The sequence below is a fragment of the Microbispora sp. H11081 genome (assembly GCF_012999535.1).
Lineage (GTDB): Bacteria > Actinomycetota > Actinomycetes > Streptosporangiales > Streptosporangiaceae > Microbispora.
Map to the genome: position 1 here is coordinate 104,117 of NZ_JABBWV010000010.1, position 23,570 is coordinate 127,686.

At 72.7% G+C, this 23,570-nt stretch carries 17 protein-coding genes; 6 read left to right on the top strand and 11 right to left on the bottom strand.

Translation table 11 applies throughout. The annotated features are described in order from the left end of the window. Nucleotides 1–10: 10 nt before the first annotated feature. Nucleotides 11–1,294: a coenzyme F420-0:L-glutamate ligase gene (locus HHX31_RS23615; RefSeq protein ID WP_169950526.1), complete on the top strand. Its 1,284-nt coding sequence runs from the start codon at nt 11–13 to the stop codon at nt 1,292–1,294. A 42-nt stretch (nt 1,295–1,336) separates the two neighbouring features. Here the strand turns inward: HHX31_RS23615 and HHX31_RS23620 are convergent, their stop codons facing one another. After that, nucleotides 1,337–3,961, bottom strand: a complete 2,625-nt coding sequence (locus tag HHX31_RS23620) for a bifunctional FO biosynthesis protein CofGH (RefSeq protein ID WP_169950650.1) — start codon at nt 3,959–3,961, stop codon at nt 1,337–1,339. Nucleotides 3,962–4,116: 155 nt separating this feature from the next. Between HHX31_RS23620 and HHX31_RS23625 the strand changes: the two genes are divergently transcribed. Continuing rightward, entirely contained in the window at nt 4,117–4,581 is a 465-nt protein-coding gene (locus HHX31_RS23625) for a hypothetical protein (protein WP_169950527.1), read from the top strand. Here HHX31_RS23625 and HHX31_RS23630 read toward each other — a convergent pair. The 5 genes from HHX31_RS23630 to HHX31_RS23650 all read right to left on the bottom strand — a co-directional run bounded on the left by HHX31_RS23630 (nt 4,566) and on the right by HHX31_RS23650 (nt 9,888). Further along, complete coding sequence (locus HHX31_RS23630) at nt 4,566–5,546, bottom strand: DNA-3-methyladenine glycosylase 2 family protein (RefSeq protein ID WP_311932190.1); 981 nt, start codon at nt 5,544–5,546, stop codon at nt 4,566–4,568. The two genes, HHX31_RS23625 and HHX31_RS23630, sit on opposite strands and share 16 nt — an antisense overlap. A gap of 20 nt (nt 5,547–5,566) precedes the next feature. Next, nucleotides 5,567–6,670: an NDP-sugar synthase gene (locus HHX31_RS23635; protein WP_311932191.1), complete on the bottom strand. Its 1,104-nt coding sequence runs from the start codon at nt 6,668–6,670 to the stop codon at nt 5,567–5,569. Nucleotides 6,671–6,685: 15 nt separating this feature from the next. Next, nucleotides 6,686–7,864: a glycosyltransferase family 1 protein gene (locus tag HHX31_RS23640; protein WP_169950528.1), complete on the bottom strand. Its 1,179-nt coding sequence runs from the start codon at nt 7,862–7,864 to the stop codon at nt 6,686–6,688. 231 nt (nt 7,865–8,095) lie between these two features. After that, on the bottom strand, nt 8,096–9,022 hold the full coding sequence (locus tag HHX31_RS23645) for a lysylphosphatidylglycerol synthase transmembrane domain-containing protein (protein WP_169950529.1): 927 nt from the start codon (nt 9,020–9,022) through the stop codon (nt 8,096–8,098). Continuing rightward, a complete protein-coding gene (locus HHX31_RS23650; RefSeq protein WP_311932193.1) occupies nt 9,019–9,888 on the bottom strand; it encodes a class I SAM-dependent methyltransferase in 870 nt (289 codons plus the stop codon). The genes HHX31_RS23645 and HHX31_RS23650 overlap by 4 nt, the downstream gene beginning before the upstream one ends. 144 nt (nt 9,889–10,032) lie before the next feature. Between HHX31_RS23650 and HHX31_RS23655 the strand changes: the two genes are divergently transcribed. Next, a complete protein-coding gene (locus HHX31_RS23655) occupies nt 10,033–11,004 on the top strand; it encodes a lysylphosphatidylglycerol synthase domain-containing protein (RefSeq protein WP_311932194.1) in 972 nt (323 codons plus the stop codon). A gap of 175 nt (nt 11,005–11,179) precedes the next feature. Here the strand turns inward: HHX31_RS23655 and HHX31_RS23660 are convergent, their stop codons facing one another. From HHX31_RS23660 to HHX31_RS23680, 5 genes are read right to left on the bottom strand one after another with little or no spacing between them, the layout of a single operon-like run. After that, complete coding sequence (locus HHX31_RS23660) at nt 11,180–12,256, bottom strand: glycosyltransferase family 4 protein (RefSeq protein WP_169950530.1); 1,077 nt, start codon at nt 12,254–12,256, stop codon at nt 11,180–11,182. Further along, a complete protein-coding gene (locus HHX31_RS23665) occupies nt 12,253–13,185 on the bottom strand; it encodes a glycosyltransferase family 2 protein (RefSeq protein ID WP_311932196.1) in 933 nt (310 codons plus the stop codon). The genes HHX31_RS23660 and HHX31_RS23665 overlap by 4 nt, the downstream gene beginning before the upstream one ends. Before the next feature lie 55 nt (nt 13,186–13,240). Beyond that, nucleotides 13,241–14,161 (bottom strand): permease-like cell division protein FtsX, encoded by a 921-nt coding sequence (locus tag HHX31_RS23670; protein WP_169950531.1) that lies wholly within the window; start codon nt 14,159–14,161, stop codon nt 13,241–13,243. After that, entirely contained in the window at nt 14,148–15,002 is an 855-nt protein-coding gene (locus HHX31_RS35785) for a permease-like cell division protein FtsX (protein ID WP_169950532.1), read from the bottom strand. Before HHX31_RS35785 ends, HHX31_RS23670 begins: the two co-directional genes overlap by 14 nt. A 10-nt stretch (nt 15,003–15,012) precedes the next feature. After that, entirely contained in the window at nt 15,013–17,166 is a 2,154-nt protein-coding gene (locus HHX31_RS23680) for a hypothetical protein (RefSeq protein ID WP_311932197.1), read from the bottom strand. Nucleotides 17,167–17,278: 112 nt separating this feature from the next. Between HHX31_RS23680 and HHX31_RS23685 the strand changes: the two genes are divergently transcribed. The 3 genes from HHX31_RS23685 to HHX31_RS23695 all read left to right on the top strand — a co-directional run bounded on the left by HHX31_RS23685 (nt 17,279) and on the right by HHX31_RS23695 (nt 23,567). After that, entirely contained in the window at nt 17,279–18,787 is a 1,509-nt protein-coding gene (locus HHX31_RS23685; protein WP_249346349.1) for a hypothetical protein, read from the top strand. Nucleotides 18,788–19,270: 483 nt separating this feature from the next. Next, the gene (locus HHX31_RS23690; protein WP_169950533.1) at nt 19,271–21,019 is read left to right on the top strand and encodes an LCP family protein; all 1,749 of its coding nucleotides are present in this window, start codon (nt 19,271–19,273) and stop codon (nt 21,017–21,019) included. Between the two features lie 301 nt (nt 21,020–21,320). Continuing rightward, nucleotides 21,321–23,567, top strand: a complete 2,247-nt coding sequence (locus HHX31_RS23695; RefSeq protein ID WP_169950534.1) for an acyltransferase family protein — start codon at nt 21,321–21,323, stop codon at nt 23,565–23,567. Nucleotides 23,568–23,570 lie beyond the last annotated feature (3 nt).

Below are 23,570 nucleotides of genomic sequence, written 5' to 3' on the forward strand. Positions count from 1 at the left end.
AGAGGAACACATGCCCAAGATCACTGTAAGCGGCGTGCCCGGCCTGCCCGAGGTGCGGCCCGGCGACGACATCGCCCTGCTCGTGGCGCGGGCCGCGCCCGACCTGGAGGACGGCGACATCCTCGTCGTCACCTCCAAGATCGTGAGCAAGGCCGAGGGCCGCGTCCGCCAAGGTGACAGCCGTACGGCCGCGATCGAGGAGGAGACCGCGCGCGTGGTCGCGCGGCGCGGGGACACGGTCATCGCGCAGACGCGGCACGGCTTCGTGATGGCCGCGGCCGGCGTCGACGCCTCCAACACCTCCCCCGGCACCGTGCTGCTGCTCCCCGAGGACCCGGACGCCTCGGCGGCCCGCATCCGCGGCGCGCTGCGCGAGCGGCTCGGCGTACGCGTCGGAGTGATCGTGTCCGACACCTTCGGCCGGCCCTGGCGGCACGGCCTGACCGACGTCGCCATCGGCGCGTCCGGCGTACGGCCGCTTGAGGACCTGCGCGGCGGCGCCGACTCCTACGGCAACGCGCTCAACGCCACCGTCACGGCGCTGGCCGACGAGATCGCGGCGGCGGGCGACCTGGCGAAGGGCAAGCTGTCCGGCGTTCCCGTGGCCGTCGTGCGCGGGCTGGGCGACCTGGTCACGGACGAGGACGGCCCCGGCGGGCGGGTGCTCGTCCGCCCCGCCGACGAGGACATGTTCCGGTTCGGCTCGGCCGACGTCGTCTTCGCCCGCCGCACGATCCGCGAGTTCTCCCCCGCCGAGGTGGACACCGCCGCCGTACGGCGGGCCGTGGCCGCCGCCGTCGCCGCGCCCGCCCCGCACCACACCACCCCATGGCGGTTCGTGCTGCTGGAGAGCCCGCAGGCGCGTACGGAACTGCTGGACGCGATGCGGGACGCCTGGATCGAGGACCTGCGCTCCGACAGCTTCTCCAAGGAGTCGATCGCCCGGCGGATCCGGCGCGGCGACGTGCTGAGGAACGCGCCCTACCTGGCGGTGCCCTGCCTGGTCATGGACGGCTCGCACACCTACAGGGACGAGCGCAGGAACGCCGCCGAGCGGGAGATGTTCGTGGTGGCCACCGGCGCCGGGGTGCAGAACTTCCTGGTCCAGCTCGCCGTGCAGGGGCTGGGCTCGGCCTGGGTGTCGTCCACGATGTTCTGCCGCGACGTGGTGCGCAAGGTGCTCGGCCTGCCGCAGAACTGGGACCCCATGGGCGCGGTGGCCATCGGGCATCCGGCCGCGCCGCCGAAGGACCGGCCGCCCAGGGATCCGGCCGACTTCTACGTCACCAGGTGACGGCCCCCGGGCGGCGCGGCGACGGCCGCGCCGCCCGTGCGGTCACTCCTGCCGCACGACCGGTGAGACCGTGAGCAGCGGCCTGCGGACCGACTGGCACACCCCGTCGCTGCGCCGGGCCGCCTCGGCCCGTTCCTCGCCCGGCCGGCCGTACTCCGTGGTGCGCTGGCGCAGCGGGCGGCCGGTCGGCGCGACCATGGCCGCGATCTCGCTGATCGTCTTGTAGGAACCGTTCTCGGAGCCGGCCATCCGGCTGATCGTCTCCTCCATGAGCGTGCCGCCGAGGTCGTTCACGCCGCCGGCGAGCACGTTCCTGCACAGGTCGTCGCCGAGCTTGACCCAGGAGCACTGGATGTTGCGGATCGCGCCGTGCAGCATGATCCGCGCCAGCGCGTGGACGGCCCGGTTCTCCCGCGCGGTCGGCCCGGGGCGGGCGATCCCCGCCAGGTAGATCGGGGCGCTGTGGTGGACGAACGGCAGCAGCACGAACTCGCTGAACCCGCCCGTCTCCTCCTGGATCGACCTGATGAGCCTGATATGGCGCACCCAGTGCTCGTGGGTGTCCACGTGCCCGTACATCATGGTCGAGGTCGTCGGGATGCCGACCCGGTGAGCCGTGGTGATGACCTCGATCCACTCCCTGGCGGGCAGCTTGCCCTTGGTCAGCACCCACCGGACGTCGTCGTCGAGGATCTCGGCGGCCGTGCCGGGCAGCGAGTCGACCCCCGCCTCCCGCGCCGCGCGCAGCCACTCCTCGACCGACAGGTTCGTACGGCTCGCGCCGTTGACGACCTCCATCGGCGAGAACGCGTGCACGTGGATCTCGGGACACCGTTCCTTCACCGCGCGGGCGATGTCGAAGTAGGCCGTGCCGGGCAGGTCGGGGTGGATGCCGCCCTGCATGCACACCTCGGTCGCCCCGGCCTCCCACGCCTCCTGGGCCCGGTCGGCGACCTCGCTCAGCGACAGGGTGTAGGCGTCGGCGTCGGTCCGCCGCTGGGCGAACGCGCAGAAGCGGCAGCCGGTGTAGCAGACGTTGGTGAAGTTGATGTTCCGGTTGACGACGTAGGTGACGTCGTCGCCCACCGCCTCGCGGCGCAGCCCGTCGGCGATCCGGCACAGCTCGTCGAGGCCGGCGTCGTCGGCGCCCGCGCCCGTCTGGTCCCCCGCGAGGCCGAGCAGCGTCAGCGCCTGCTCGTCGGTGAGCCGCGCCGGGTCCGTCTCGGCCCGTCGCAGCGCCTCCCGCACGTCCGCGCCGACGGCATGGGCCCGGGCGCCGGGCAGCCGCTCGCGCAGGGCGTCCCAGTCGCCGTACACGCTGTCGAAGTCGTCGCGGCGGTCGCTGGTCCGGCCCTCGGTGTCGACCGCGGTGTGCAGGTCGGCACGTCCGCCGGTGACGAGGCCGCCGTCGGGCTCCTGCCAGGGACGGCCGACGAGCACCGCGTCCTCCCGCGCGAGCCCGGTGGCGGGGTCGGCGAGCGCCGCGACGTGCTCACGGAGCCGGGGATCGAGCCACGGCTCCCCCGCGAGCACGTACTCGGGATAGATCGTGAGGCGCTCCCGCAGCGTGAACCCGGCGGCGGCGGTCCGCTCGGCGAGGTCGTCGATCTGCGGCCAGGGCCGCTCGGGGTTGACGTGGTCGGGGGTGAGCGGGGAGACCCCGCCCCAGTCGTCGATGCCCGCCCGCAGCATCAGCGCGTACTCCTCGCCGATCAGGTTCGGCGGCGCCTGCACGCGGGCCTTCGGGCCGAGCACGAGCCGCGTCACCGCGATCGTCGCGGCCAGTTCGCGCAGGTCGGCGTCGGGCATCCCGCGCATCGCCGTGTCGGGCTTCGCGCGGAAGTTCTGGACGATGACCTCCTGAATGCCGCCGTACTCCCTGGCGACCCGGCGGATCGCGAAGATCGACTCGGCGCGCTCCTCGATCGTCTCGCCGAGGCCGATCAGCAGGCCCGTCGTGAACGGCACGCTGGAGCGGCCCGCGTCCTCCAGCACGCGCAGCCGCACCTCCGGGTCCTTGTCGGGAGAGCCGTAGTGGGCCTCGCCCTTGTCGGTGAACAGCCGCCGCGCGGTGGTCTCCAGCATCATGCCCATCGACGGGGCGACCGGCTTGAGCCGCTGCAGGTCCTTCCAGGTCAGCACGCCGGGGTTGAGGTGCGGCAGCAGCCCCGTCTCCTCCAGCACCCGGATCGCCATCGCCCGGACGTACGACAGCGTGTCGTCGTACCCGTGGGCGTCGAGCCACTCGCGCGCCTGGTGCCACCGGTCCTCCGGACGGTCGCCGAGCGTGAACAGCGCCTCCTTGCAGCCCATCGCGGCGCCCTGGCGGGCGATCTCCAGCACCTCGTCCGGGGACAGGAAGGCGCTCGGGAGCTTGTGGGGGGCGGTGGCGAACGTGCAGTAGCCGCACCTGTCGCGGCACAGCCTGGTCAGCGGGATGAACACCTTGCGGCTGTAGGTGACGACGCCGGGCCGCCCGGCGGCCTCGAGCCCCGCGTCCCTGACGCGCGAGGCGTGCGTGAGCAGCGCCTCAAGATCCTCGCCGCGAGCGCGCAGCAGGATCGCCGCCTCGGCGAGGTCGAGCGTCTTCCCGTCCCGCGCCCGTGCGAGCGCCCGGCGGGTGCCGCTGCCGGACCTGGAGGTGTCGTTGACGTTCGGGGGTCGCATCGCCGTCATACGCCGCACCCTAGAGGACGTGGGTCCGTCCGGCGCACTCAGCCCCCGGCGACCCGTACGGACGGAGTCGTGGCCTGTGGCTGCCGGGGACTTTGCGGCCAGAGGGTATGAGGGTGAGGCGAAATCAACGGACCGGCGGAGAATTGATGGCGGTTATACGGGTTAATAAGGTCTTTTGTCCGACCCCTGGGGTCCGATCGCTGGCCGTCGGGGCCCTCGTCCTCGGGATATCCCTGTCACCCGCTCCGGCGCTGGCCGCGCCGTACGCCGGGCACGGCGAAGGGTCGGGCAAGGGCCATGTGAAACAGGTCTCCGGCGGCCGCAACACGGCGAACACACCCGAGATCGCCAGCGCCCCCTACCAGTTGTCCGCGGGCAGGCGGAACGTGAACGCCGCCGCGGGCAACAACGGGGTCGCAGCCATCGGCCTCCAGCAGGAGGCGAGCGTCAGCGTCTTCAGCAACACCCTCAACGGCAGGTGCAGGATGGGGGTCAAAGACTGCGGGATCAGCCAGGATATGGCGACGGGAGAGATCAGCAGCAGGGGCGCGGCACGGACGGCGGGGCGGGCGGCGGCACGGGCGGGGAAACGGGCTCAGAAGGCCCGGTAGTCGCGGGGGGCCATGCGCGGGCCCCGGGCCGGCGGCCTGACGCCGCTGAGCTCGATCAGCCTGACCACGCGGTGGCGGTGCCCTCGGAACGGTTCGAGCAGGTCGAGCATGCCGTCGTCGTCGGTCTTCCGCCCGGTCAGCGCATACCCGACGATGCCCGGCAGGTGGAAGTCGCCGACGCTCGGGGCGTCCGCGTCGCCGTGGGCCCGCTGGCGCACCTCCGCCGAGGTCCACACGCCGATCCCCGGCAGCGCCCGCAGCAGACGGTCCGCCTCAGTGGACGCTTCTGTGGTTCGCTCCAGCTTCGCCGCGTGCCGGGCCGCGTTGGCGATCGTCCTCGCCCGCACGGCCTCCGCGCCCGCCCGGTGCCAGTCCCACGACGGGATCGCCCGCCACACCTCCGGCGGCGGGATCACGAACATGCCTTCGGGCGCCGGGCCTGGGGCCGGCTCGCCGTACCTGCGCATGAGGAACCGCCAGGCGCGCCACGCCTCCCTGCCGACCACCTTCTGCTCCAGCACGGCGGGCACGAGCGCCTCGAAGACCCGCAGGGAGCGCCCGATCCGCAGCCCCGCGGCGCGTCCTGCCAGGCCCGCGACGAACGCGGCGGCGCGGGCGTGCCGTTCGTCGCCGGAGCGGGCGAGCCGCGCGAGCAGTTCGGCGAAGCCGGTCACGTCGTCGTCGGCGCCCAGCAGCGACGGGAGCGTCTCAAGCAGCCACTCGGCCCCCGGCCCCCACGCCTGCGCGTGGACCTCGCCGCCGCCCGCTGTCACCCGCAGCGTTCCTGGGCCTTCCGGAGTGCGCGAGGTGCGCCAGATCGCCCCGTCCGGGGTGCGCCGCCAGGCCGGATCGCCTCCCCCGCGCCGATGCGGGGACAGCGTCAGCACGACGTCGAACGGCCCGGACGGCCGCCAGCGCCGCTCCTCGCGGAGCGCCGCTCCTGGCAGCACTTGGCTCGCCTCCACCCGCCCAGTCTGCCGTACGGTCAGACGTCGCTGGAGAACCGGACCGCGCACTCGGGCAGGGCGATCCCCGGCCAGACGCGCATGCCGGAGCTGAGCTCGTTGCCAGGGCCGATCAGCGCCTCGTCGCCGACCACCACCTGCCGCAGCACGGTGCCGGAGGCGACCCGGGCGCCGGCGCCGACGACCGAGTCGACGACGGTCGCACCCGACGCGACATGGCAGCCCTCGGACAGCACGCTGCCGCGTACGCTCGCGCCGGCCTCCACCGTGGCCCCGGCGTAGACGACCGTGCCCCCGGTGACCTTCGCCTCGGACGACACGACCGCCCCCTCCAGCAGCAGGCACTCACCCACAGGGCCCGGCAGGGCGGGCGAGTCGAGCCTGCCCAGCACCAGGTCGGCCGAGCCTTGCACGAACGCCGCCGGTGTGCCCACGTCGAGCCAGTACGACGAGTCGGCGAAGCCGAGAACCAATTCGCCGGAAGCGATCAATCCGGGGAAAGTTTCACGCTCAACGGAGACGACCCGGCCCTCGGGGATCGTGTCGATGACCGAGCGCTGGAACACGTAGCAGCCGGCGTTGATCCGGTTGGTGACGGGGTTGGGCGTCTTCTCCAGGAAGGCGCTGACCCTGCCGTCGTCGTCGATCGGCACGCAGCCGAACCTCGACGGGTCGTCCACCTCCGTGAGGTGGAGGGTCACCGCGGCACCCCGCGCGACGTGCAGGTCCACCTGGGCGGCGATGTCGTGACCCGACAGGATGTCGCCGTTCAGCACGAGCACCGGCGCCTCGGACGGGCAGGTCAGGGCCCGCGCGGCGTTGCGGATCGCGCCGCCGGTGCCGAGCGGGGTGTCCTCCGTCATGTAGACGATCTCCAGGCCGAAGGCCGAGCCGTCGCCGAACGCCTCCGAGAACATCGACGCACGATAGGACGTCGCGAAGACCACCCGGCGCACCCCGTACGCTCGCGCTTTGGCCAGCTGATGTGCGAGGAAGGGCACCCCCGCCGTCGGAAGCAGCGGCTTGGGCGTGCTGAGCGTCAGCGGTCGCAGCCGCGTGCCCTGGCCGCCCACGAGAAGGATCGCCTCGAGACCGTCCGGCGACCGCACAGAACTCTCCCTCACAGCCGCGAGGGTAGCCTAGTGCCGCCCTCGGCGGGGTTCCCCGCGGAGATTGCCGCCATGCGGCGGCTGCTCCTCGACCGCCCGTTGGTAGGCGAGCATGTGGGCCTCGGCGGAATGCCGCCAGGTGAACTCGCGTGACCGGGTGACCCCGGCCGCGGCGAGCGACGCGCGCCGTTCCGGCGACTCCAGGAGCGCGCGCAGCGCCCGCGCGATGCTGTCGGCGTCGGGTTCGGTGTAGGCCACGGCGTCACCGCCCACCTCCGGCAGCGAGGCGCGGTGGGTGGTCAGCACGGGCGCTCCGCAGGCCATCGCTTCCAGCACCGGCAGCCCGAACCCCTCGCACCGCGACGGCGAGGCGACCGCGAGCGCTCCGCCTAGGAAGCCCGGCAGGTCGGCGAAGGGCAGGAAGCCGGGGCGCACGACCCTCACCCGGGGCGGCAGCGCCGCCACCGCCGCGTCGACCTCCTCCTCCCAGGCCGGCCCGCCCGCCAGCACCAGCGCGGGCGGCGACGACAGATGCGCGACCGCCCGGCCGAAGCCGGTCACCAGGTTCGGCAGGTTCTTGCGCGGCTCCAGCGCGCCCAGATAGGCGACGTACGGCCGGCCGTGCAGGCCGATGCGCCCGGCCACCCTGCGCACGTCCTCGGGGGCGGGCGGGTGGAACAGCGCGGGGTCCACCCCGTGATAGGCGACGTCGATCCGGGTGGGGTCGGCGTCCAGCACCCGGACCAGCTCGTCCCTGGTGGCCTTGGACGGCACGATCACGCGGTTGGCGTGGCGGACGGCCGTACGGGTGGCCGACCGGAAGAACGAGGCACGCGCGGGATCGTGCAGGTCGGGGTCGGTGAACGAGGTGACGTCGTGGACGGTCGCCACGGTGGGCAGGCCAGAGCCCAGCGGGATGGAGTAGTAGGGGGCGTGGACCACCTGGGCGCCCGCGTGCCTGGCCAGCACCGGCAGCCCGGTCTGCTCCCAGGCCAGCCGCTTGTCCCGGTTGGTGATTGCGGGCGGTCCGGAGAGGATCCGCGCCGAGGGGGCCAGTGCCGCGTACCGCTCGGCGTCGGCCCGCTGGCAGACCAGCGCGACGTCGGCTCCCGCCTCGTGCAGGGCCGCGACCAGTCCATCGACATACCTGATCAGGGCGCCGCGGTCGGCGGGGACCGCGGCGGCGTCGACGAGCACCCGGGGTGTCAAGTGAATCGCTCCCCTCCCTTGGGCCCGCGCCGGCCGGGAGGATCGCTCCCCGCCCGCACGGTCCCGCTGTTCCGGCGGTGGTCCGGCAGGGACCCTGGGGCCCCACGCCCACCCACGGACGCCTGCCCCGCATCCCTCCCTGTCACTCTATTTCTGGCCTCCCCTGAAACGTGAGCGATATCACATGGGGGCTCTCTCCCAGGATGCGCAATCCGTGGCCTATCCACGGAATCAGGCCCGGATGACGGGTTCCTCACGCGTATGGGTGGACCGGCGGGCGGCGAGCCCGGCGGCCCCGGCGCACACGAGATCGCCGACGGACACGACGAGCCGGGAGCACAGGGCGGCGGCGATCGCCGCCGGCCGGTCGAGCACCGGGGCGAGCGCGGCCACCATCGCGACCTCGCGCACCCCGGCGCCCGCGGGAGCCACCACGAACACGAACCCCAGGCACCAGGCGAGCGCGAACGCGCCGAAGCTCAGGACCACGGCCGACGGCCCGGCCGCCCCGAGGCCGCGCACGATCAGCGCCAGGTGCACGCCGTACGCCGCCCAGCCCGCCAGCGCCCAGCCGCACGCGACGAGCACGCCGCGCCGGGTGAGGGGCCGTTCGAGCGGCGGGCGGCGCAGTTTGCGCAGCCCGAACGCGATGACGCCGTTGACCACCGCCGGATGCAGGGCGACGGCGACCACCGGCACGAGCAGCAGCAGCCAGGCGTACCGCATGACCGACTGCCCGGCGAGCACCGGCAGCGTCACGACGGCCACCAGCAGTCCGGTGCCGAGATAGATCGGGTACGTCAGGAAGAAGGCGGCCGCGCTGCGCGAGCGGGGGATGCCGTGGTCGCGGCCCATCTCCATCTGCGCGAGCATCGGCCACACAGACCCGGGGATGTACTTGCCGAGCTGGCCCACGAAGAAAATCTTGGACGCGTCGGTGAAGGCCAGCGGAGAGCCCAGGTCGGTCAGCAGCGCCCGCCACATGAGCATCCCCGCGACCAGCGCGCCGAGCACCGCCACCAGCGAGCCGGCGAGCTCCGCCCACGACAGCCGGGCGAACCCGTCGGTCACCGCGGTCCACTGGCTCGCCACCGCCCAGACGCCGAACCCCAGCGCCACGACCAGGAACAGCGCCCGTACGACCTTGCGGCGGTTCATCGCGCCGTGGTTCGTCGCGCCGTGCCGACCGGCTCGGGCGGCTGCGGGAGCGGCGCGCCGAGGGGCCGGCGGGGCGTCTTGGTCGCGAGCCACAGGTAGGTCGGGACGACCGGCAGCAACGCCCGCAGGGCCGGGCGCGGGGTCCGTTCAAGCACGGCCTTGGCGGCGCGGCCGGCCGCGCCGGGGAACAGCTCTCCCCCGGCGAACCGCTCCGGCGCGGCCAGCACAGGGAACGTGTAGTCCCACACGTGGAAGTCCGCCAGCATCCGGCGCAGCCCCGGGCGGGTGCGGAACCGCTCGTAGTAGTGGTCGGCCCGGCCGAACGCCCGGACGTACCGGTCCGCCGCGGCGGGTGGCAGGTAGGACAGGAAGGGCAGCTTGTAGTGCGGCTCCATGACGCCGAGCCGGTTGCCCAGGCCCAGATAGAGCACGCCGTCGTCGGACAGCACCCGGTGCATGTCGGCGATCACGGCGTCGGGGTCAACCACGTGCTCGTAGATGTGGTTGAAGACCAGCACGTCGACGGAGCCGTCGGGGAAGGGCAGGCGGGAGCCGTCCGCGCAGACGAACCCGACCCGCCCGCCGAAGCGGTCCGACGCCTTGCGCAGGCCGGGGACGTCGATGTCGAGCCCCAACGTGTGGCGCGCGCCCGCGGCGGCCAGTTCGTCGGCGATGAACCCGGCAGAGCATCCGACGTCGCCGACGGTGAGCCCCGACAGCACCTCGCCGGGCTTGGCCGCGTCCCTGCCCAGGAAGTGGGCGAGCACGGCGATGATCTTCGCGGCCTTGCGCCGGCGCTTGTCCTCGTCGAGCATCGCGGCCTGGAACTCCGAGTATTCCAGCTGGGCCGCGCGTTCCCCGCTCACCCTCGCCCCCCGCTGCCTCTCGTCTTCACGGTGCCCAACAGTACCCGTGGCCGCACCGCCCACGCCTCGCGATCAGCCGACCCTGTGGACAACCCGCCGCGGCGAAGCTACCCAGCGGTAGCTTCACGTTCTACGCTGGGGCGCGTGCCGCGCCTGCCGAACCGCCTGCGCTCCAGCCCACTGTCGCGGGTGCTGCTGGCCATGGTCGCGCTCGCCTTCCTGGCGTACGGCCTGGCACGGAACTGGACCGACATCTCGGCCGCCCTGTCGCGGCTGTCGTGGTGGTCGCTCGGCGCCTCGTTCCTGGCCGTGCTCGCCGGGCTCGGGTTCATGCTGGTCGCCTGGCGCGACATCCTGGCCGGGCTGGGCTCGCCGCTGCCGCTGCGCGTTGCCGCGCGGGTGCTGTTCGTCGGCCAGCTCGGGAAGTACATCCCCGGCTCCGTCTGGGCGTTCGCCGCGATGATGGAGCTGGCCCGCGACCACGGCACGCCGCCGCGCCGGACGTTCAGCGCCACCACGCTCGGCCTGGTGACATCCCTGGGATGCGCGCTCGCACTCGCCGCGGCCACCTTGTCGCGGCAGATCGCCAGCCAGGCGTGGTGGCTGCTCGCGCTGATCCCGCTCATCCTCCTCGGCCTCCACCCGCGGGTGATGACCTGGGGGCTCAACCTCGCCCTACGCGTCGTTCGCAGGGAGCCGCTCGACCGGGTGCTCAGCGGGGCCGCGATGGCCAGGGCCGCCGCCTGGACGATGGCCGGCTGGCTGGCGTACGGCGTGCACCTGTGGGTCCTCGTCGGGGGCATGCGGCCCGCCGGCCTGTCCGTGTTCGCCGTCGCGGCTGGGGCGTACGCGCTGGCCTGGTCCACCGGGATCCTCACGGTGGTGGTGCCCGCCGGGATCGGCGTACGGGAAGGCGCGATGGTCGTGGCGCTCGCGCCGGTGCTCGACACGCCGAGCGCGCTGGCGATAGCGGTGGTGTCCCGGGTGCTGTTCACCCTGGCCGACGTCACCTGGGCCGCCCTCGCCTTCCTCCTCACCCGCCACCCCCACCCTCCCCGCGTGATCTTGGAGTTTGTCGCAGAGACCACCGATGAGCAGGGCAGATCCCCTTCGTGATCTTGCACTGAAGTACCCCATCGCCGCGCCCACCAGCCACAACGCGATTCGTGATCATGCAATTGCAAGATCACGAAGTGCGTTCGCGCTGGTCAGGGCCCATGAGTACGAAATCGTGCATGATCACGGAGGATGGAAGGCCAGGCCAAGGCCCCGCGTGCGACAAACTACAAGATCACGCGGGGGTGAGGAGGGTGTCGAGATAGGTGGTCCAGTGGGGCTCGGGGTCGACGGGGGCGACGCCCGCCCGGAGCCGCTCGGGGGTTCCCGGCTCGAAGAACCGCTTGATCGCTTCCGCCAGCGCTCCGGCCGAGCCCGGCTCCACCAGCAGGCCGTCCACCCCGTCGCGTACGTTGTCGGGCAGCGCCCCGACCCGGGTGGCGATCACCGGCACGCCGTGCTCGTGCCCCAGCCACACGTTCTGGCTGGCGGTCGCCGACCGGTAGGGCAGCACCAGGGCGTCGGCCTCCGCGAACAGTCCGGGCACGTCCTCTGCGGGCACGTACCCCGGCCGGATCTCCACCCGGCCGGCGAGGCCCAGTCGCTCCACGAGGGCGCGGGTGTCCTCCAGCCCGCCCCAGAACTCGCCCGCCACGGTAAGCCGTACGCCGGGCACCTGCGCGAGCGCCTCAAGCAGCAGGTCGAGACCCTTGTACGGCCGGACGATGCCGAAGAACAGCAGCCTGCCGTGCGCCGCGCGGCCGATCGCCTCCCGTGTGCCGCGCGAGGGCAGGTGCGGCGCGAGCGCGGCCACCCGCACCGGCGCGGCGGTGAGCGCGCGGGCGAGGTCCGCCTGCTGCTCGGAATGGGCGAGCACGCCGTCCACCCGGCGCAGCAACGCCTTCATCAGCGGCCTGTCGTACGGCTTGCTCTCGTGCGGCAGCACGTTGTGGCACAGCGCCACCACCCGCGCCCTGCGCCGCAGACCGGACAGGATGCCGAGGTACGCGGGCACCTGCACCGGGCTGAGCACGGCGAGCACGACCAGGTCGGCCCCGCGCAGCCGCCGCCCGCAGGCCACCCAGCCGTCCGGCCGCCGCCAGTCGAGGTCCCGCCGGGTGGCGGGGTACGGCTCGCCCTCGGGGCTGTCGATCGTCTGCTGCCCCGGATAGAGGAACGAGGGATACTGCGCCCGCCACGACTCGACGACCACGTCGTGGCCCCGGGCCCGCAGGCGGTGGGCCAGTTCGGTCGTGTGCTGCGCTCCGCCGCCCTTGTACGGATACGTCGGGCCGACGATCGCGATCCTCAAGCGTCACCCCGGGAACGCACGATCAGGTCGGCCAGCAGCGCCACCGCTCCGATCAGCATGCCGGACAGGAAGGTCACGACCGCGTTGCTGGTCAGGTAGAAGCCGTAGTTGACCACGTCGACCACGCCCTTGACCATGCCGATGCCGACCAGCCAGAGGGCGGGCGGCATGAGCACCTTGAGCGGGTTGAAGTACATGACCATCCGCAGCACCTGCAGGATGTAGCGGTAGGCGTCGGAGACGAAGTTGAACTTCGACTTCCCGGCCCGCTTCGCGTACTCGATCGGCAGGTAGTGGACGTCGTGCTGGTTGGACATGAACGCCAGCGTGATCGTCGTGACGCAGGAGAAGCCGGGGGGCAGCAGCCGCAGGTACGGCCTGGCCACCGACTTGCGGAAGGCGCGCAGGCCGGAGTTGAGGTCGGGGATCTTCTGCCCGGCCAGGCGCTCGGCCACCTTGCGGATGAACCACTTCGCCGGCACCCGGAGGAACTTGTGCGAGCCCTCCTCGGTGGTGCGCGCGCCGACGACCTGGTCGATCGTGGCGTCCTTCTCCAGGATCTGGACCAACTCGGGGATGCGCTCGTTCGGGTAGCTCATGTCGGCGTCGGTCCACACGACGATCTCGCCGCGGGCCTCCTGGCTGCCGATCCTGCGTACGGTGCCCGAGCCGCCGTTGCGGTGGAACGCCCTGATCCGCATGTTGGGGAAGCGCGGCGCCGCCTCCTGAAGGCGCGCGAGCGTCTCGTCGGTGGAGCAGTCGTCCACGGCCAGCAGTTCGTAGGTGTAACCACTCGCGTCCATGGCGGCGCAGATGCGCTCGACCTCGGCGATCACGTGATCCTGCTCGTTGTAACAGGGCAGGACGATCGTGACGTACGGGGTTTCTGCGGGAGTCAAGGCGCTTCCAGAGGTCTCGAGCGTGGTCACGTCCGGCTAGGGTACTCTGCCCCGGCAAATCCCGGCCTCACTTCGCGCGGGGTCCTCACACCCGCTTCCCTGCGGTGCTCGCGTCCACCGGGCCCACGAAAGCAACCCCGGCCGCGCCGCGCAGCGCCCGCCTGACCTCCGAGAGCACCGGCGGGCTCGTGAACTTCAGATAGAACATCTCGGGCAGACCGGGGACGGGAGCGCTGTCCGGCACGTTCCGGCGATGCCACACCGAGCCCTGCTGGGAGCGGGCCTGGAAGTAGACCTTGTCCAGCCCCGGGAGGTCGTCGATGCGGTCGAGGACGGCGTTCTTCTCCGCGAGAGTCGCGAACCCCCGCCCTACGCAGGGCCCTCCGGCGGAGTCGGTCCGTACGCAGAGTTGGATCATCACGTCGGCCCTGCCCGGCCAGTAGTCGTCGCGGATCACGAAGGCATCGGACACCCCCGCCGCCTTCGAGAGGCGGCGGACCAGCGCGGGCCAGTCCCCCGAACCGACCCGGACCTCGTAGGACGCCGCCATGTCCTCCAGCTCAAGCGTTTCCAGGATGTCGGGCTCATCGCGGAACATCTTCCGTTCGCGCCGCAACTTTTCCGCCTGCGAAACGAACTGGACTTTCCTGACCTCTGGCGCCGCCGCGAGCAGGGCCCTTACCCTCCGGATCTCGCGCGAAGTGGCGGCCCCGCGCTCATCACAGGCGTCGAAGCCACTGGAGCGCGCGCAGAAGAACACGGACAACTGCCCCGTCTCCGGCCATGGGCCGTCCGGCGGCGGCGAGGGTGTGAGCGCGCTCGTGCGCGGCCACGGATCGTCCGGCGGCGGCCACGGCGTGGCGGAGCCGGACGGCGACGCGACAGGCCGCACCGACGGCCCGGAGATTCCACAGCCGGAGATTCCACAGGACGCCACGAGAAGCACCGCCGTCACGACAGCGAGAACTGTCGTCGGGAGGCTCGACGAGCCCTCACGGGTGAGCATGCCGCACCACCTTCTCGACGCCCGGCAGGTCGGCCAAGGCCTGCCGCACCTGGGCGAGGTCCCACGTGCCGGCGAACCTGACGTGGAATGCCTCCGGGGTCCGGTCCGCGGGGAAGAAGTCGGGCCGTTCCCACCAGTGCCTGTGGCGCATGACCGCGGCGGCGTGCTCGGCGTCCTCGAAGTAGATCTCGTCCACGGCCGGGAGCGCGCGGAGGCGGTCGTACACGGCTTGCCGGTCCGCCGGGCCCGCCTCACAGTCCGCCCGGCACAGCAGGACCGCCACGTCGGCCTTGCCCCACCAGAAGTCGTCCCGGTAGGACTCGACGTGGAAGACGCCCGGCACGCGCTGCACCTCGCCGATGACCCGCCGCCAGTCCCCCGGCGCCAGGACACCGCCGTAGACCGCGCGGCTCACTAGGCTTTCGTCCAGCATCTCGCCGACACGCCGATCCTGCCGGGCGATGGCGAGCGCCTGGGCAGGCGTGAGGCGCCGGTACGCGCGGGTCTCCGCGTGGCTCGCGAGCACGCGCTCGATCTCACGCCGCTGGGCCGCCGTGGCCGCGCCCCACGGGCAGATATCCTCCATGGTCGGCGTTTCGTCCGACACCTGCTCGTCGTACGGCGACGGGGGCCCGCACAGGTGCACCAGGAAGGTGCCGGTGAGGGGCCACGGCCCGTCCGGCGGGGACGACGGTTGACGGGAGGCCCGGTAGGCGGACACCCCGCCGACCGCCAGCGCCACGACGAGAAGTGCCGCCGCCGCGACCACGAGAGGCCCTTTCCTCAGGCCGCGGCTCTCGCCGGGCCCGCCGGACAACTCCACCACCTCAGCGGAATTCACCCGCCGAACTTTAGGGCTGATCGATGGGCATGGTCATCCAGACGTCGATGGCGAGCGACCAGGTGCCGTTGGGCGGGTCCACCAGCGAGCGTTCGTCCTGCCGGGTGCGCAGGCTCATCACCCGGGTCGCCGGGCCGTACGCCATGAGCTGCTCGGGCTCGGCGGCGAGCAGCACGGGCAGACGGCCGGTACGGCGGACGGCCTCGACCAGGCGCCACACGTCGGCGGGCCGCGGCACGTCGGAGCCCCGGGGGTAGACCACCCGGGCGGTGGGCAGCCCGCACTGGCCGCGCAAAACCTGCGTCAGCCGGTCGCCCGTGACGCGCTCGGCGACGAGCACGGAGGCGTTCGCGGGAATCGCCCGGCACAGGCCGGCGAGGGCGGCGGCCTCTCCCCGGTTGACCGGCGTGAACGCGGTGCCGATCGAGGTGATCGCGGGCGGGACCGCCAGCAGCAGCGCCCCGGCAGCGACGGCCGCCCGCGAGCGGGCGGGGCGGGCGGCGAACCAGCGCGTGCGGGCGAGCCGCCGCGTGAGCCACCGCAGCCCCCAGACGGCGAGCAGCACCAGGCCGGGGATGACGATCGGCACCAGCCTGCGCGCGGCGAAGGGGTGGTCGGGGGTGATCGCCGGACGCCAGAGCGTCGTCACCGTCGTCCATCCGATGACCGCCAGCGGCAGCAGCCAGCCGAACTCCTCTCCCTCCGTCAGGCCGCCCCTCGTCAGGCCGCCCCTCGTCAGACGGCGCGTGAGCACGGCCGCCGCCACCGTCGCGAGCACGACGGCGGGGAGCCCGACGTACCAGAAGAGCCAGTCCAGCGAGTGCTCGTAATACAGCCGCGACTTGTCGGGCACCAGGCCGTTGGCGATCTGCGTCTTCTCGATGAAGTCGGCCGTGAGCCTGTCTTCGGGAGTGACCGCGTCACGGCGCACGGTCTGCGCCCAGGGCCGTACGGCGAAGCCCGCCATGACCAGCACGACCAGGGCCGCGGCGGCGTCCGGCAGCCACCCCGCCGCCGGGAGGCGGCGGGCGCCCGCGGCGATCCTGGGCGCGAGAGCCGCTCCCGCGACCGTGAGCACCACGACGACGGCGCAGATCGCGAGCAGCGGCACGAGCGAGCCCGACAGATACTCCAGATAGGGCCGGGCGAGGACATAGCCGCCGGTGAACCCCCACAGGCCGCCCACGAGCAGCCCGGTCAGCAGGGGCGCGCCGAGCCGTCCTTCGGGGAAGGGACGCGCGCGGGGTGTCCGCCGCAGCGCGACGAGCACCCCGGCGAAGGCGAGCACGGGCAGCACGTCGCGCAGGCCGTCGATGCGCACCAGCAGCGCCAGCCCGAACGACAGCCCGGCGAGCCCGGCGAGCGCGGCGGACGGAACGCCCGTGCCGGGCGGCGAGGCACGGAGCCGGGCACGCGCGTCGAGCAGCAGGTTCATCCCGCCGAACAGCAGGATGAGCGAGGGGATCTCGCTGAACGTGGTCCGCGACGTGTAGAGGATCGGCAGGCAGACCGCGAACACGAGCGCGGCCAGGGGCGCCCAGCGCGCGCCGGCGAGCCGCGCGGCGGTCCCGCCGACGGTCAGCACCGCGAGCGCGCCCAGCACGGGCGGCACCAGCAGCAGGCCGGGTACGCCGCCCAGCCAGTGGCCGATCGCGTGGATCATCGGCGGCCCGGCCATGAACTGCGGGACGATCCCGCCGTCCGCCGAGTAGAACCCCATGCTGTCGAAGCGCAGCGCGGGGTCGGGGCCGCCGAAGTCCCCGAGCGGGATCGGCAGCGACCCGTGCCGGGCGATCCAGACGGCGTACTGCGCGTAGGTCGACGGGTCACGCCGGACGATCAGTTGCTCACCGTGCAGGAGCCCGTTGAACACGCCCGATCCGGCCGCCACGGCGAGGGTGGCCGCCGTCGCCCACCGGTGGGGCGTGGCGGCCGGGCGCGGGCGGCGCAGGCCGTACGCGCAGAGCAGGAGGGCGGCGGCGCCCCCGAGCAGCGCCATGGGCAGCGGCCTGAACCAGCCGAGCAGCAGCAGCGGAAGCCCGGCGATCAGCCACCCGCTCAGCGCGAGCGCGGGCACGACGGAGGCGGCCGCGAGCAGGCCGCCCGCCGCCCTCCGCTGCGATGGCAGCCGTGTGCGGCCACGCGAGTGGCCTGACGTGTTCACCGGGATGCACCCGAGACTAGCGGCCCGCCCGCCCCCGGGTCGCCGTCGTCCACAGGCGCGTCGCGGGGTGACGGACCCGGTAGCGTACGCCGGGAAGCAGGCAGGGGGGCGCATGAGGGTGTCGGACAGCCGGGGCTCCGCGCCCCGGCCGGAGGGGGATGGCCACCCGGCGCCCCGCGACCCGGCGCGCCTGGTGGCGTGGGCGCGTGCGTACCTGCCCGGGTGGGCGCGCCGACACCGGTGGTTTCTCGTGGCCTTCGGGCTGGGGGCGCTGCTGCGGCTGGTGACCGTGCTCGGCTACCGGCCCGCGCTGTGGTTCCCCGACTCCTACACGTACGTGGTGACCGCCATGCGGCCGCGGCCTGACCTCGTCCGCCCGGCCGGCTACTCGCTTTTCCTGAGACTCCTTGAGCCTTTCCACAGCTTCGCCCTGGTCGTGATCGTCCAGCACGTGCTGGGGCTGCTCGTCGCGGTGATGATCTACGTGACGATCCTGCGGCGCGGCGGGCCCCGCTGGGCGGCCGTCCTGGCCTGCGTCCCTGTGCTGTCCGACGCCTACCAGATCCAGCTGGAGCACCTGCTCGTCTCCGACACGTTGTTCACCTTCCTGCTCGTTGGGGCGGTGTGCCTGGCCATGCGCCGCCCGCCGACCCCGCGCTCGGCCGCCGCGCTCGGCCTCCTGGTGGCCGTCGCCACGCTGACCAGGACGGTCGGGCTTCCGCTCGTCGCCGTCTTCGCGCTCTTCCTGCTCGCGTACGGCGTGCGCCACGCGAGCGGGGCGGTGCGCCCGGGCAGGGCGGTGGCCAGGCTCACCGTGCCCTTCCTGGTGGCCGCGCTGCTGCCGGTCGCGGGCTACGCGGGATGGTTCTACGCGACCTACCAGCGCGTCGGGCTGGTCGGCTCGAACGGCGTCTTCCTCTACGCCAGGACGATGTCGTTCGCCGACTGTTCCGTGATGAGGCCGCCGCCCGACCTGGCCGTCCTGTGCGACCCGCGGCCCCCCGCGTCCCGCCCGGCGTCCCAGGAGTACATCTGGAACCCGCAGGCCCCCCTGGTCAAGCTGCCGGGCATCACGTTCACCGAGGAGACCGACGCGCTGGCCGGGAGGTTCGCCTCGCTCGCGATCCGCAGCCAGCCGCTCGACTATCTCGGCGGCATGCTGACGGAGCTCGGCAGGTCGTTCACGCCGGGGCGGCCCGTCTACCCCGACGCGGAGACGTACGGGTACTACGAGTTCCCCTCGACCACGCCGCCGTCGCCTGGGCGGCACCCCGCCGTGGTGGGCAAGGAGTTCGCCGGGCGTTACGAGCGGGGGTCCATCACGCCGCGCGTCGTCGAGCCCTTCGCGGGCATGATGCGGGCCTACCAGGACGCCGCGTGGCTGCCGGGGACGGCGCTGCTGGTGCTCCTCCTGATCCCACCGGCCGCCTGGGTGGTCCGGGCCCGGGTCTCCTCGAAGCGTGCCGCCTCAGGCTGGGGCGTCCCCTGGGCGACGGCCTGGACGCTACTGCTCGTCCCGGCCGCCACGGCGCAGTTCGACTACCGCTACGTGCTGCCCGCGGCGCCGCTCGCCGGCCTGGCCGCCGCCCTGTCGGTAAAGGCGGCAGACCGGCGGGCATGACCCATTGACCTGGCGAAATGGACCCCGCATCATCGAATGGGGGTAAAGGCCAACTCATTCCCATACCCAAAAAGTCAGGGTTTAGTATGCTCTGCCCCTGGATCGGGGGGCGTGATACGGCGTGATCGTGGCCCGGATCCTCCCAATCGCGGCGCTCAGCGACGCCCCCGTGACTACCCTCGGAGCGCGACCTGTGATCGCCAGGCAAGGAGGACAAGTGTGCGAGCGAACCAGTAATCCTTCCGGCCTCTCGCCCGCTCGTCCGGCCGCGACACGACCAAGCCCGGCCACCGTCTCACCGGCGGGCGCGCGGTGAGCGAGCGCAGGCGCGCCTCAGGGCGCAGCGGCCCTCCGCCGCCTCCGTCCGACCAGAGGGTGTCCGACCAGAGGGTTTGGGGCGCCCCTGACGACGCCTCGTACGAGGGGGCCTTCGAGTCCCCGCGAGGGCGCCGATCGGCTCCCGCGCCCGCCGGGTACGCGGAGATGCCGGGGAGACGGGGCGGGCAGCGGCCTCCCGGCGGCTACCAGCCCGAGGCGTACGACGGGAGGGACCGCCGCGGCGGGCGGCGCGCCGGGCAGGACGTCCCGTCCGAGCCCTCCTACGACGAGGTGGAGCCGCCCCGGCGTCGTGGCCGCAGGCGCGGCGACGACGAGGAGACCGCCTACGCCCCGGCCGCCTTCGCCCCGGCCGCCACCGTCCCGAGCCGCGCGCACGGCGACGGCTCCGGCTTCCCGCCCGACGACAGGTCCACCCGCCGGCGCGGCGGGGGCGGTGGAGGCCGCCGTTCCGGCCTGGGGATCGCCGGCTGGATCAGCGTGGTGCTCACATGTGTCATGGTCATCGGCACGCTGACGGCCTACAAGGTCTACCGGAGCACCATCGGCCTGATCAACAGAGGCGCGTCCACCGACGACCTCGACAAGAACCGCCCGGTCAACGAGACCGGCGCGATCAACGTGCTGCTCGTGGGCTCGGACACCCGCGCGGGAGACAACAAGAAGTACGGCCAGCACCTGGTCAACGACGGCGAGCGCACCGACACGATCATGCTGCTGCACGTGTCGCCCAACCGTGACGCGGCGACCCTGCTCAGCTTCCCCCGCGACTCGATGGTGATGATCCCCGCCTGCTACTCCCGCGACAGGAGGCTCATCCCCGCACATCTCGGGATGATCAACTCCGCGTTCTCCGACGGCGGGATGATCTGCACCCGCCGGACCATCGAGAGCCTCACCGGGATCCACGTCCACCACTACGTGAAGGTCGACTTCACCGGCTTCAAGAACATCGTCAACGCGCTCGACGGCATCGAGATCTGCCTCCCGCAGGCCGTCAACGACAAGAAGTCGAAGCTGACGCTGCCGGCGGGCAGGCAGACCGTGCGGGGCGAGGCGGCGCTGGGCTACGTGCGGCTGCGCTACGGCCTCGGCGACGGCAGCGACATCTCCAGGATCAAGCGCCAGCAGGTCTTCATCTCGCAGGTCGTGAAGAAGGCGACCAGCACCGCCCTGCTCACCGACGTCGGCAAGCTGCAGAACTTCATCGCCGCCGCCGCGAAGTCCGTCACGATGGACGACGCGCTCAACACCGAGGAGCTCATCAAGATCGCGCAGAGCGCGCAGAAGCTCTCCGCGAAGGGCTTCAAGGCCACCACCGTGCCGTGGGAGCCTTACGTCGCCGACAAGAACCGCGTCCAGTGGAAGCAGCCTGCCGCGGGCAACCTCTTCAGGGCCATCGCGAACGACACCGAGGTGGCGCCCACCGCGTCCGCGACGCCGTCCGCGGCGGCGTCGCCGACCGGGCCGGTGATCACCAAGCCGCAGCAGGTGAAGGTGCAGGTCTTCAACGGCACCAACACCGCCGGGCGCGCCAAGGAGGTGGCCGAGGAGCTGGCCGGGCTCGGCTTCAACGTCGTCGGGATCGGCGACGCGAGGAAGCCCGACGGCACCGACCAGCCGAAGACGCTGGTCCGCTACACCGGTCAGGGCTGGAACTACTCGAAGATCCTGGTCGGCAAGCTGGTCAACCCCGTCAGCCCGGAGACCGGCAAGGTGGCGAGCGGCCCTGTCACGCCGTTCACCCCGGCCTCGCCGCCGCCGGACGCGCCGAAGGGCAAGGTGCGCGGGCCGATCATCCAGCTCGTCGTCGGCGCCGACTGGAAGGGCGTGCGCGTCCCCCTGCCGGTCGGTGACAACGCCGTGACCGCCGAGACCGACATCTGCGCGAGCTGACACCCGTCGCGAACCGGGCCGGGGCCTGCCAAGCCGTCCTACCTGCACGAAGGCGCCCCGGCCCGGCCCTTCTCCGGCGACCCGGCAGAAGGCGTACGGCCCTGTCACATCCGTCGCGTTCCACCGCGGAGGCGACATCGGTCTTCAAGAACGTTAGGGTGAACACCTGGCGAACGCGCCCTGTTCGCCCGTTCGGGCTGATGCGCCGGGGCGCCTTTCGCTAGTGTCCGAAGGACGCGGCGACGCACCTGAGGCGTGGCCGTTCCCCCGAGCCTCCAACAGATAGCTGAGCGTTTCTCTCGTGAGTGACACCCGCCATCACCCCCCGGTTCCCGGTTCCCCGGACGGCGTCGACCCCGACGCGGAAGAGGCTCCCACCGGGGTCATAGGACGGATCACCGGAGACTGGCCCGCTCCCTACGGCGGCCCGCCGCAGCGGGAGCCGAAGCACGCGGACGGCCAGGAGGCCGATCGGGGCCCGGACGGCCAGGCGGGCCCGCCGTACGACGCGCACGGGCGCCACGGAAACGACCAGAGCTCCCCCGGGAGCACGACGGGAGGCCCGGCTCCCGCCGCGTCCCCCTACGACAAGCCGTACGAGAGGCAGCCGCTGCCCACCCGCAAACCGCGCGGCGCGGGGGGCCTCGGCGCCCCGCAGAACAGCGGCCCACAGAACAGCGGCCCGCAGCCCAGCGCCTCCCCCACCGGCCCCGCGCCGACCGGCCCCTCCCCCACCAGCCCCTCCCCGACCGGCCCCGCGCCTGCCGGCCCCGCGTCGCAGGACAGGCCGTACGAGAAGCAGCCTCTGCCCGTACGGCAGCCACGCAAGCCGGGCGCCTCCCGCCTGGGCATGCCGCCCGCCTCCGCGCCGCGTCCCGAGGGCTTCGACTACTTCTCCACCGGCCGGGGCCAGGAGCAGCCGAGCGCCGCTCCGAGCACGCCGAGCGCGGTGCCCGCCTCCGACGGCCCCGCCTGGCCGCAGGCGTTCCCCGACGACGGCCGGCCGTCGCCCGGTTTCGGCGCCGACGCCCCGACGCCGCCCTTCGGCGGCCCCCCGGCGTTCCCGACGCCGGCCTTCGGCGCCGGGGCCCAGCCCTCCGGCTTCCCCGAGCCCCCGGGCTTTCCCGAGCCCCCCGGGTTCCCCCAGCAGCAGGCCCCCGCGGACAGGGCGGCCAACCCCTTCCTCGACGCTCCTCCGACAGGTGTGGGCCCGGCCATCGCACCGGACGACCCCTTCGGCGCTGCGCCGCCGTCCCCCGCGACCACCCGCGGTCCCGCACCCGCCTGGCCGGGCCACGAGGCCGACCCCGCCCAGTGGGACCCCTGGCGGCGTTCCTCGCAGGACGGCGCCGGCGGTCAGGGCGATCCCCGGCAGACCGGCCCGCTCGGCAGGCCGCTGAGCGCCCCGCTGCCCGCCTGGGCCGAGGTGCCGGTCCATCCTGACGATCCGGTCTCCCGTGAAAGGGGACGCGGCGACGGCCAGGAGGGCGAGCCCGAGCAGGAGCCCGCGCCCCGGGCCAGGAAGCCGCGCGACCCCTACCTGGACAACGTGAAGTTCATCGGCATCGCCCTGGTGCCGATCGGGCACTCGCTGGTCCCGACGCTAGCCGCCGACTCCGCCCGGGCCACGTACCTGTTCATCTACGTCTTCCACATGCCGCTGTTCGTCATCATCAGCGGTTACCTGTCCAGGAACTTCTGGAACTCCAACGCGAAGACCAACAAGCTGGTCGACACGTTCCTGGTGCCGTACGTGATCGTCGAACTGGGGTACGCGCTCCTGCGCACCGCCTTCGGGCACAAGTTCAGTCTCACGATCATGGATCCGGCCTGGCTGAACTGGTATCTGCTAGCGCTGCTGTTCTGGCGGCTGTCCACACCCGTGTGGAAGCGGATGAAGTATCCGTTCACCATCTCGATCGCCGTGTATCTGTTCGCCGGGTTCTCCCAGTTGTCCGGCGACTTCAGCATGGACCGCTTCTTCGGCCTGATGCCGTTCTTCGTCCTCGGCCTCGTGCTCAAGCCCGAGGTCTTCGACTTCCTCAAGCAGCGCTGGGTGATGGTGCTGTCGGTGTTCGTGCTGGTGGGCGCCGCGGGCGTGGCGATCTTCCTGGTCAAGAACTACTCGATCAAGCTCGGCCCGATCTACTACAAGAACAGCTACAAGGACCTCCACCTGGTCTGGTGGAAGGGCATGCTGCTGCGGACGGGCCTGCTGGTGGCGGCCCTGGCCATGTCGGCGGCCGTGATGTCGCTGATCCCCCGGCGCCAGACGTGGTTCACCGACCTCGGCACCCGCACGCTCTACTGCTACCTGCTGCACGGCGTGCCCGTGATGATCGCCAAGGAGATGGGCTGGCTCAGCTTCTCCTGGCTGTACGGCCCGCTCGGCGTGGCGGCCATCGCGTGCTCCTGCTTCGCCCTGGCGATCGTGCTGTGCCTGCCGATCACCCGCAAGGCGTTCAGGTGGCTGCTCGAACCACGGCTGGTCTGGCTGTACCGCAAGCCGCGCACGCAGGCGCCGGAGCCCGCGAGCACCGGAAGTTAAGCC

Excerpts from the sequence above, each read along its gene's own strand:
- HHX31_RS23615 (WP_169950526.1), top strand. The coding sequence starts at position 11 with ATGCCCAAGATCACTGTAAGCGGCGTGCCCGGCCTGCCCGAGGTGCGG.
- HHX31_RS23620 (WP_169950650.1), bottom strand. The coding sequence starts at position 3,961 with ATGCGACCCCCGAACGTCAACGACACCTCCAGGTCCGGCAGCGGCACC.
- HHX31_RS23625 (WP_169950527.1), top strand. The coding sequence starts at position 4,117 with ATGGCGGTTATACGGGTTAATAAGGTCTTTTGTCCGACCCCTGGGGTC.
- HHX31_RS23645 (WP_169950529.1), bottom strand. The coding sequence starts at position 9,022 with ATGAACCGCCGCAAGGTCGTACGGGCGCTGTTCCTGGTCGTGGCGCTG.
- HHX31_RS23670 (WP_169950531.1), bottom strand. The coding sequence starts at position 14,161 with ATGCTCACCCGTGAGGGCTCGTCGAGCCTCCCGACGACAGTTCTCGCT.
- HHX31_RS23685 (WP_249346349.1), top strand. The coding sequence starts at position 17,279 with ATGAGGGTGTCGGACAGCCGGGGCTCCGCGCCCCGGCCGGAGGGGGAT.
- HHX31_RS23690 (WP_169950533.1), top strand. The coding sequence starts at position 19,271 with ATGCCGGGGAGACGGGGCGGGCAGCGGCCTCCCGGCGGCTACCAGCCC.